The following is a 6,827-nucleotide window of genomic DNA, read 5'->3' as shown; positions in this document are numbered from 1 at the left end:
CGCCAGTCATCCGCACCAGAGGTGCCGGCAACGGTGTGCTCCCAGTCGATCTTGCGGTAGGCCATGGAGACCTGGATCAGCTGGGTGAAGTCGGACTTCGCCGGATCCTGGCAGTGGGGCATCTGGCAGTCGATGTCAACGATGGTGGCATCGGTCAGCACAGTGCTGAAGAAGTGCTCCTGCTTGCCCTCGACGGAGGTGCGATACCACTTCAGGGTCACTTTCGGCAGCATCTCGCCGGAGGCCAGGGAGTTGTACATCAGCGGCACGGCCTTGTTCAGGGCAACGGTGAACTTGAACGGCTTGTGGACACGCTGACCCGCCGGCTGACCGGATTGCGGATCGGTCGGCACGGTGACGACGTGCTGGAACTCTTGTACCAGCATCTCGTCTTCGTGGCCCTGCACGAAGATGTTGCCGACGGAATCGGAGGTGAAGGCACCGGCGGTGATGTTGCCCTGGGTTTTACCTTCGATGCTGATATAACATGGGGTTGGCATGGAATTGCTCCTGATGGTTGAACGGTTATGACACTCGCCCGAATCCGTTAGCAGCGTCCATGCCACTCTTTTTACCCATTACATTTCAATCAGTTATAAAAAATCTCCCCACACAGCAGTACGCTCGGCGCAATAAGTTGTACTTTTCAACACGTTTGACCATCAGTCATTGCACTGGCAGTTCAATCTTCTGGTATATGCGCAATTTTTTGCGCCAATCCGACGGGAACACTACTGCTCATCCACATTGGCGACGGCGGCCAGCTCTACGTTCAACCTCACCACCCCCTGTTTCAACGCCCACGAGATCGCCTGGCACTTGCTGCTGGCCCCCAGCTTGGTGACCACATTGTTCAGATGAAAGGTCACCGTGCGCGGGGTGATCCCCAGGATCTGCGCAATATCGCTCGTCTGCTTCCCTTCCGCCGCCCAGCGGCACACCTCCAGCTCGCGCAGGCTCAGGGCATCATGAGAGGACTCTCCTACCAGGCAGACCCTCACCACCGCCTCGAAGATATGCATGGATAGCCAGCTGAGAAAAGGCACCGCAGAGAGCCAATGCGCTCTGGTGCGAGGTGTGCTGGTGATCAGGGAGAGCAGGCCCACATGACCGTTGGCCCCGTGCCAGGGAAACGTAATACCGTCGCGCAATCCCGCCTGCTGCGCGAGCATCATCACGGCAAGGCGCTCATCGTCACAGACCCCCTGCACCATGAGATCCGCCCACAGGATGGGGGTGCTCTGTTCCATGCCGCGCTGGACGACGGGATCGATGGCAAAGAAGTTGGCCTGGGTATAGGCGTCAACCCACTCCTGAGGACAACCATTGAAGATGGTGACATCCGGTCGCTGTATGGTGCTGGGAGACATCAGGGCCAATCTGAAGTAGTCAAATCCCGCCTGTGTCGTCAACTGGCGCAGCAACGCCACTATGGTGTGCTCATCGTCGGCCTGTTCGAACCGGGAGATGAGATCTAACGCGTAGCTTGTATCCATGTTGTCGAATTGTTTTCAAATGGTGTCGGCATTGTTTTTCATGAAACCCAATGGGAGCTGAATCACGTGCCAACAAATAGAAACGGAACCCGTGAAACCCTGATCTCAGGGCCCGCCATGAGCCTCAAGGGGCTCGCTCTCGGCGGGATGAAGGGTATGACTTAGAGAGAAATACCAATAACCAGAACTTAACTGCATTAAAATCACGAGTTTTTGCAAAAAACATCGCAATCATATAACAGCACTCGGCGGGGAAGGGATAATAAACTTTCCAGATGAGACCTTGATCACTGACAGGCCAATCGTTTTGTGTCCCATCTCCCCGTTTCTGGCCCTTTCGGGCTTCCCCGGCTTGGCACCGGCTGTTAACATGCGCCCCTTATGCCTGTTATGTGCTCTGGGGTGGCCGTCACGCCGCCCTGACCCTGCCCTGTGCGGCCTCTGCCGCTTGACTCCTGTTATGCCGACCGGCCGGTTTACCCGACCATCAACAGCCAGTCCAATCCTGTGATCCCCGCCATTCCCCCTGATTTGCGGGCCTGTGGCCATGGATCCTCAACGAGCGAGAAAATCCCCATGCTGGAACGTGCAAGACAAGAGTGGTTCTCCAACATACGGGGCGATCTGCTGTCGGGCATCGTCGTCGCCCTGGCGCTGATCCCCGAGGCCATCGCCTTCTCCATCATTGCGGGCGTCGACCCCAAGGTCGGCCTCTATGCCTCCTTCTGCATCGCCGTGGTCATCGCCTTCGTCGGCGGTCGTCCCGGCATGATTTCCGCCGCCACCGGCGCCATGGCGCTCCTGATGGTGACCCTGGTCAAGGAACATGGCCTGCAGTATCTGCTGGCAGCCACCCTGCTCACCGGCCTCTTCCAGATAGCGGCGGGCTACCTCAGGCTCGGCAGCCTGATGCGATTCGTCTCCCGCTCCGTGGTGACCGGCTTCGTCAACGCCCTGGCCATCCTTATCTTCATGGCCCAGTTGCCCGAGCTCACCAACGTCACTTGGCAGGTCTACGCCATGACCGCGGCCGGGCTTGGCATCATCTATCTGTTCCCGCTCGTTCCCTTGGTGGGCAAACTGCTCCCCTCTCCCCTGCTGTGCATCGTCATCCTGACGGCGGTGGCCATCACCCTGGGCATCGACATCCGTACCGTGGGCGACATGGGCGAGTTGCCCGATACCCTGCCGGTCTTCCTCTGGCCCGACGTGCCCCTCAATCTGGAGACCCTGGCCATCATCTTCCCCTATTCAGCGGGGCTGGCGGTGGTGGGACTGCTCGAGTCCATGATGACAGCAGCCATCGTCGACGAGATGACCGACACTCCAAGCGATCGCAACCGCGAGTGCAAGGGTCAGGGGATCGCCAACATAGGCGCCGGTCTGCTGGGAGGCATGGCGGGGTGCGCCATGATTGGCCAGTCCGTCATCAACATCAAATCCGGTGGCCGCGGCCGCCTCTCCACCTTCGTGGCGGGGACCCTGCTCATCCTGATGGTGGTCTTCATGGATGAGTGGATCCGTCAGATCCCCATGGCCGCCCTGGTGGCCGTGATGATCATGGTCTCCATCGGCACGTTTTCCTGGGAGTCGGTACGCAACCTGAAGAGCCACCCCCTCTCCACCAACCTGGTGATGGTGACCACTGTCGCCGTGGTGGTCGCGACCCACAACCTGGCACTCGGGGTCTTCGTGGGGGTGCTGCTCGCCTCTCTCTTCTTCGCCCACAAGGTTGCCCGCGTCATGCTGGTCAAGAGCGACAGCGAGCGCAGCGGCGCCGTGCGTACCTATCTGGTGCGGGGCCAGGTCTTCTTTGCCAGCGCCGAGCAGTTCCTGGCCGGTTTCGATTTCAGGGAGGAAGTGGAGAAGGTAATCATCGACCTGACGCACGCCCACTTCTGGGACATCACCGCCATCACGGCCCTCGACAAGGTGGTCATCAAGTTCCGCCGTGAGGGGAAAGAGGTGGCGGTCATCGGCCTGAACGACGCCAGTGCCACCCTGGTCGATCGCTTTGCCATCCACGACAAACGCCAGGAGGGAGAGCCCCTGCTGGCCGAGCATTGATCCCGGCGCCCCATGAGGGCGCTGCCTGCAAGCCATAAAAAAAGCCCGTCTCTCCCCATGAGATGGGCTTTTTTTGGGCTGTTGGATCACAGTCAACACGCGCGCCTCGGCGCGCCCATCCCGAGCCGATGCGGCAATGCGGGGTCATGACCTGCCGTCAGGGTGCAAGAGGGGCCAGGAAAGCAGGAACAGGGTGCCGCCCCGCCCGCCGGATTGGCAGACCGCACTGCCGCCGTGGGCCTCGGCAATCGCCTTGACCACCGCCAGCCCGAGCCCGCTGCCGCCACTCTTGCGCGAACGTGACGGATCCCCCCGGCGAAACGCCTCGAAGATATGGGCGGCGACCTCCTCGCTGATGCCAGGCCCTTCGTCTTCCACGCTCAGGATGCACTGGGTGCCCGAACGATGCAGGCGCACGGTCAGCATGCCCGGCACCGCGTGCTTCTGGGCATTTTCCAGCAGCGCCATCAGGGCCTGACGGATGCGAAGTGCATCGCAACAGACCCAGAGTTCGGCATCGAGTTCCCGCTTGAGGGTGAAACCGCTCGCGGCCAGAGGGGTGGCAAACGCCTCAAGCACCACGTCAAGCTCGTCGGCCAGACTGATCGCCTCTCGTTGCAACTCCAGGTGGCCGCTGTCGTTGAGACTGAGTACCCGCAAGTCTTCGATCAGGTGGGTCAATCCCTCCACCTGACGCAGCAAGCCTTCAAAGAGCGCACGCTCTGGCGGAAATACCCCTTCGGCCAGCCCCTGCAAGCGGCCACGCAAGATGGTCACCGGGGTGCGCAATTCGTGGGCGATGGCGGCATTCCAGAACTCCCGCTCACGGGTCATGCTCTGCAGCCGCTCGGCCATGGTGTTGAAGTCCCGCACCAGTTGCGCCGTCTCCCCGATCGCCTGTTCATCCAGCGGCACGCGCGCATCGAGTTTGCCCTCTGCCACCTCTCGCAGGCTGGTTGCCACCGAATTGAGCGGGGTCAGGATGCGCCGAGAGAGGTGCACCGCCACGTACAGCGCCATCCCCAATGCAATGAGAATGGTCGAGCCAATCCAGATCATCTCGACCCTGGAGGGCATCCAGCTCTCGGAGATGCTGCCAGGCACATAGGTCACGGCAATGGCGTAGAACACATAGGTGCCGATCACCGCGAGGCAGATGATGCCGAGCGCCATCAATCCCAGGGAGCGGATGATCTGCCTGCGCAGGCCGGGGGCCGATGTCACGCATCGCCCCCGAAGCGATAGCCGACGCCCCAGACACTGGCGGGCACCCCTTGGATGCCCTGTGCCTCCAGCTTCTTGCGCAGCTTGCTGATGTGGCTGTCCACCGTGCGCTCCTGGGTATCCCCCTCCGGCAGGCAGTGGGTCAGCAGTTCGGCCCGGCTGAACACCCGCTTGGGAGCCCGCATCAGGGAGGCGAGCAACTTGAACTCGGTCAGGGTCAGATCCAGCATCTGTTGCCCCTCATCACGGCAAATGCTGGCCTCGTGGCTCTCCAGATCGATCTGGAAGGGGCCGACCCGCAGCACCCGGGCCGTGGTCTGCTTCGCAGCCTGGCTGCGTCTGAGCACCGCCTGTACCCGAGCCACCACTTCGGCCGGGTTGAAGGGTTTGACCACATAGTCATCCGCCCCCATGCGCAGCCCCATCAGCTTGTCGAGGTCCTGATCCAGGGCGGTCAGCATGATCACCGGCGTGTCGCCACGGGCCCGGATCTCGCTGAGCACCTGCCAGCCGTCGAGCTGCGGCATCTGCACATCCAGCAACAGGAGATCGGGTTTGCATGTCTGGTGCATGGCCAGGGCTTCGCGGCCATCGGCGGCATGCAGGGTGCGCAATCCGTGGCGTTGCAGGTAAGCGGCGAGGATGTCGGCTATCTCGGCTTCATCCTCTGCAATCAGTACCAGTGACTGGGCCGCCGGGTTGGCGGAAGCAGGAAGATACGACATGGTCGGACTCGAAAATGGTGGGCTTGAACTTTATCACCGCCTCCATGGATTCTCCACAAAGCCTCGAATCATTCGCAATAGCCCCTCGCCATAATGCCCGCTCGATGTGCTCTCGCGGCAACACCATGCCGGGGAGACGGTTTAACGAGGTGAGTATGATGTTTGTCAAACAGCGGTATGCGGGCGCCCTGCTCGCCGTCATTGCCGCATTCGGGTTGGCAGGTTGCGATGGGGCGACGCAAGCGCAAGATGCGCCGACCCGTCCTCAGGTGTCGGTGATGACGCTGGCAGAACAGGACCTGGTCATCAGCGAGGATCTGCCCGCCCGGGTGGCCGCGCTGCGCAGTGCCGAGATTCGGGCCCAGATCAGCGGCATCGTGCAGCGCCGCCTGTTCGAGCAGGGCGCCGAAATCGGCGCAGGCACCGTGCTGTTCCAGATAAATCCGGCCCCCTTCAAGGCGGATGTCGACAGCGCCACCGCAGCATTGCAGCGGGCGGAGGCCGTGCTGGCCCGCGCCCGTATCCAGATTGACCGTCTGATGCCGCTGCTGCGCACCGAGGCCATCAGCCGCCAGACCTATGACGATGCGGTCTCCCAGCGTGATCAGGCGGCCGCCGACGTGGCCCAGGCCAGGGCGACCCTGGCCCGGCACCAGCTGAACCTGCAATTTGCCAGCGTGGAAGCCCCCATCGCCGGGCGCATCGATCAGGCGCTGGTGAGTGAAGGGGCCCTGGTGTCCCCCACCGATGCCACCCCCATGGCCAGGATCCAGCAGATCGATCAGGTCTACGTCGATGTGCGTCAACCGGCCTCTGTGCTGGACACCCTGCGCCAGCAGGCTGGCTCGACGACACCGGAACTGGCGGTGGACATCCTCGGCAGCGACGGCAAGCCGCTCGGCATGCAGGGACACATCCTCTTCTCCGGCATCGAGGTGGATGCCGGTACCGGTGACGTACTGCTGCGGGTACTGGTGGACAACCCGGAGCGGCGGCTCTTGCCCGGCCTCTACGTACAGGCGCGCATTCCCCGTGCCCGCTATGCCAACGCCCTGAGCGTGCCTCAGCAGGCGATGGTGCGCACATCGGGCCAGACCAGCGTGTGGGTGGTGGATGGCCAGGGGCAGGCACAACTGGTTCCGGTCAACACCGCTGAACTGGTGAATAGCCAGTACCGCATCACGTCCGGGCTCAACGCCGGACAGCGGGTGGTGATCGAAGGGATCGACCGTCTGACCCCGGGGGCACAAGTCATTGCCCATCCCTGGCAATCCCCCGCAGTCAGCCAGCAGGCTGACGCCGGTAACCGCTGAAT

Annotated in this window: 6 protein-coding genes; 2 read left to right on the top strand and 4 right to left on the bottom strand. The window is 62.0% G+C overall.

Annotated elements, in window-relative coordinates:
• Window positions 1–500, bottom strand: a 500-nt coding sequence (gene hcp1, locus AB5Y53_RS03720) for a type VI secretion system effector Hcp1 (RefSeq protein WP_368181148.1), incomplete at its 3' end; no start/stop codon positions are given.
• Between the two features lie 231 nt (window positions 501–731).
• Window positions 732–1,496, bottom strand: a complete 765-nt coding sequence (locus tag AB5Y53_RS03715; protein WP_368181147.1) for a LuxR family transcriptional regulator — start codon at window positions 1,494–1,496, stop codon at window positions 732–734.
• A 576-nt stretch (window positions 1,497–2,072) separates the two neighbouring features.
• Between AB5Y53_RS03715 and AB5Y53_RS03710 the strand changes: the two genes are divergently transcribed.
• Window positions 2,073–3,563, top strand: a complete 1,491-nt coding sequence (locus AB5Y53_RS03710) for a SulP family inorganic anion transporter (protein WP_368181146.1) — start codon at window positions 2,073–2,075, stop codon at window positions 3,561–3,563.
• Between the two features lie 144 nt (window positions 3,564–3,707).
• On the opposite strand, the gene AB5Y53_RS03705 is transcribed toward AB5Y53_RS03710, so the two are convergent.
• Both AB5Y53_RS03705 and AB5Y53_RS03700 read right to left on the bottom strand, forming a co-directional pair.
• The gene (locus AB5Y53_RS03705) at window positions 3,708–4,787 is read right to left on the bottom strand and encodes an ATP-binding protein (RefSeq protein ID WP_368181145.1); all 1,080 of its coding nucleotides are present in this window, start codon (window positions 4,785–4,787) and stop codon (window positions 3,708–3,710) included.
• Window positions 4,784–5,512 carry a response regulator gene (locus AB5Y53_RS03700; protein WP_048208200.1) on the bottom strand — a complete coding sequence of 243 codons (729 nt, stop codon included), beginning with the start codon at window positions 5,510–5,512 and terminating at the stop codon, window positions 4,784–4,786. Before AB5Y53_RS03700 ends, AB5Y53_RS03705 begins: the two co-directional genes overlap by 4 nt.
• Before the next feature lie 155 nt (window positions 5,513–5,667).
• On the opposite strand from AB5Y53_RS03700, the gene AB5Y53_RS03695 reads away from it, so the two are divergent.
• Window positions 5,668–6,825, top strand: coding sequence for an efflux RND transporter periplasmic adaptor subunit (locus tag AB5Y53_RS03695; RefSeq protein ID WP_368181144.1), 1,158 nt, complete (start codon window positions 5,668–5,670; stop codon window positions 6,823–6,825).
• Window positions 6,826–6,827: the final 2 nt, after the last annotated feature.

The sequence above is a fragment of the Aeromonas sp. R7-5 genome, from assembly GCF_040908015.1.
Taxonomy (GTDB): domain Bacteria; phylum Pseudomonadota; class Gammaproteobacteria; order Enterobacterales; family Aeromonadaceae; genus Aeromonas; species Aeromonas caviae.
The sequence above is the reverse complement of the archived record's forward strand: the minus strand, read 5'-3'. Positions and strand labels throughout refer to the sequence as shown.